Annotated in this window: 3 protein-coding genes; 2 read left to right on the top strand and 1 reads right to left on the bottom strand. The window is 68.1% G+C overall.

The genetic code is table 11. From position 1 onward, the window contains the following. Positions 1-123: 123 nt before the first annotated feature. A complete protein-coding gene (gene istA, locus ACFW01_RS38315; protein ID WP_234961773.1) occupies positions 124-1,539 on the top strand; it encodes an IS21 family transposase in 1,416 nt (471 codons plus the stop codon). Continuing rightward, entirely contained in the window at positions 1,536-2,306 is a 771-nt protein-coding gene (gene istB, locus ACFW01_RS38310; RefSeq protein ID WP_234961767.1) for an IS21-like element helper ATPase IstB, read from the top strand. The genes istA and istB overlap by 4 nt, the downstream gene beginning before the upstream one ends. A gap of 31 nt (positions 2,307-2,337) precedes the next feature. On the opposite strand, the gene ACFW01_RS38305 is transcribed toward istB, so the two are convergent. Next, positions 2,338-2,967 (bottom strand): class I SAM-dependent methyltransferase, encoded by a 630-nt coding sequence (locus ACFW01_RS38305; RefSeq protein ID WP_125495866.1) that lies wholly within the window; start codon positions 2,965-2,967, stop codon positions 2,338-2,340. Between the last annotated feature and the right edge of the window lie 121 nt (positions 2,968-3,088).

Genomic DNA, 3,088 nt, shown 5'->3' with positions numbered 1-3,088 from the left:
TGTCGGCGTACACGTGAACGTGCATGGCCGCGTACGGATGAACGTGCAGAGTTCCCGATGTGCTGAGGTTCGGGATTCGGCACTCTGCTGCCTGTTGGTCGAGGTCGCAGAGATGGGGTGGCCGTGGTCCTGGATCCGCAGCGCTGGCTGGAACTACGGCGTTTTCGTGGCCTGGTCGAATGCGGAGCCATGAGCCTGACCGAGGTCGCCAAGGAGACCGGCCTGAACTGGCGGACGGTCAGCAAGTATCTGTCAGCCGATGGACCCGCCTCGCCTCCGCGCCGGTCGCCGAACGGCCGGTCCCGGGCCAGGGTGATCGACGAGTTCGCGCCGCTGGTCGACTCGATGCTGCGGGCGGAGATCCTGATGAAGGCCGCTGTCATCCACGAGCGGCTGGCCGCGGAGTACGGGTTCACCGGCAACTACCAGCGGACCAAGCTCTACGTCCAGGAAGCCCGGCCCCGGATCGCCGAGGAACTCGGCATCACGCCGAAAGAGCTGGCGGGCATGCACCGCCGCTTCGAGGTCATCCCGGGCGCCCAGGCCCAGGTGGACTGGGGTGACGAAGGCAAGATCCTCGCCCACATGGGCATCGCGAAGGTCTACTCCTTCCACATGACGCTGTCGTACTCACGCGACCCGTTCTGCTGCTTCACCACCAGCCAGGACCTGCAGACCTTCTTCGACTGCCACCGCCGCGCGTTCGCTCACTTCGGCGGGGTCCCGATGACGATCGTCTACGACCGGACCAAGACCGTCGTCCGACGCCACGTGGCCCCCGGCGAGGCGGTCCCGCTGCACCCGGAAGCGGTCGGCTTCGCCGGTCACTACGACTTCGACATCGACGTCCTGGCCGCCTACCGGCCCACCGGGAAAGGCCGCGTCGAACGCCAGGTCCTCATCGTCCGCGACCACGTCCTGTCCGGCCGGGCCTTCTCCTCCGTCGAGGAGATGGACGCGGCCTTCGCCGCCTGGGTGCCGCAGCGGCGAGCCCAGATCCACAAGACGCACCGGGAGGTCATCGGCGAACGGGCGGCCCGTGACCACGCGGCTCTCAAGCCGCTGCCGCCCACCCTCTATCTGGTGGCCGAACGGCATCTGCGGCCGGTCGGCAAGGACTGCCTGGTCGCCTTCGGCGGCAACCTCTACTCGGTGCCCGCCCGCCGAGTCCGCCCCCGCCAGCTGGTCGAGATCCGGGCCACGAAGTCACAGATCATGGTGCACTCGACCGCCGCGGACGCCAGCGGCGAGACGCTGCTGGCCATGCACCCTCGGGCGGTCGGCCGCGGCGTCCGGGTCGTCGAGGAGACCCACTGGGACGGCCTGCCCACCGGCAAGGGCCGCCGCACCACCACCGGCGACGTCCCCCAGCCCCGGCGCGAACGTCCTCTGGGCGAGGAGGCCGGACCGCTGCAGGCCCTGCTGAACCGGGCTGCCGCCACCCGCATCGAGGTCGGCCGCCGTCCACTGTCGGTCTATGACGAACTGACCGGCACCCGTCCCTTCACCACCCACCCGAGCACGAGGGAAATGTCTTGAGCGAGCTGGTCTCCACCCGCATCCGCAACACGGCCGGCAAGCTCGGCCTGCCCCACCTGACCGAGACCATCAGCGAGTACATCCGGCGGGCTGACGAGGGCAAGATGGGCTATCTCGACTTCCTCGATCTGGTGCTGTCCGAGGAAATTGCCGTCCGCGACGACCGCCGCTTCCGCCAGGGCCTGCGGCTGTCCCGGCTGCCCCACCACAAGACTCTGGACGAGTACGACTTCTCCTTCCAGCCCGACCTCGACCCGCGCAAGGTCAAAGACCTCGCCAGCCTGTCGTTCGTCGAGGCCAAGGCGAACGCCGCCCTGCTGGGGCCGCCCGGGGTGGGCAAGACGCATATCGCTGTCGCCCTAGCGGTCGCGGCCTGCCGGGCCGGCTACTCGATCTACTTCACCAGCCTCGACGACATGGTCCGCAACCTCAAAGCCGCCGAGGCCGCCGGCCGTCTGACCAGTAAGCTCGGCACCTACCTGCGGCCCAGCGTCCTCGTCGTCGATGAAGTCGGATACCAGCCGCTGGAACGAGCCGAGGCGAACTTGGTCTTCCAGGTGATCTCGAAGCGCTACGAGAAGGGCTCGATCATCCTGACCTCAAACAAGACCTTCAGTGAATGGGGACAGGTGTTCGGCGACGAGGTCCTGGCCACCGCCATCCTCGACCGCCTCCTGCACCACTGCGAAGTGATCTCCATCAACGGCCCCAGCTACCGCCTGAAGAACCGCCTCAAGGCCATCGAGCGAGAGACCGAAGTCGCTTAAGCGCTGCCGCCCAAAGACTACGCGGCACGCTCTAGTGGCGGCGGGCCAGCAAGTGGGCGTCGAGGAAACCCCGGTCGGAGGCCGGGTCGTGGAGCAGCCGGGCGAACGTGGTGAGCCCGGCCTCGGCCAGCAACTCGGCGAACCGGTCCGCCGGCCAGCTATAGGCGGGCGTTACCTTGTGGTCGAAGCGGACCGGCTCCGGTCCGTCGGTCGCAAAGAACGAGACCAGCAGCAGGCCGCCCGGCGCAAGGACACGCACCTGCTCGGCGAGCAGCGCAGGCAATTCTTCAGGCGGGGTATGGATCATCGAGTAGTGGGCCAGCACGCCGCCGAGCGCGCCGTCCTCGACCGGCAGGTCCTCCATCCGCGCCTCGTCGAACCGCAGCGCAGGATGCGCCCGCCGGGCGTGGTCGACCATGCCCGGAGAGAGGTCGAGCCCGAAGGCGTCCAGCCCCAGGTCGTGCAGCATGGCCGTCAGATGTCCCGGGCCGCACCCGACGTCCGCTGCCCGCGGGTTCCCCGTCCCGCGCACCAGCTCGGCAAAGGTGCCGATCATGTTCCGCGAGAACGGCTGCGTCTCCAACCGATTAGCGAACAGCGACGCATACAGCTCGACGACCCCGTCGTAGGCCGCCCTGGTGTCGTCCTGGTGCTCCATCACGGGAAGCGAAGCTAACATCCGCGCACGTTCGCAGCTTCTCCGGCCCCGTGCCGGGGACAGGCCCTAACAGCTCTGCACATTCATCTGTACGCGGCTCTGCACTTCAGCTCGTACGCCGACA

The sequence above is a fragment of the Streptomyces sp. NPDC058985 genome, from assembly GCF_042740985.1.
Taxonomy (GTDB): domain Bacteria; phylum Actinomycetota; class Actinomycetes; order Streptomycetales; family Streptomycetaceae; genus Streptomyces.
Note: the sequence above shows the minus strand (reverse complement) of the source record. Positions and strands in the feature narration are given on the sequence as shown.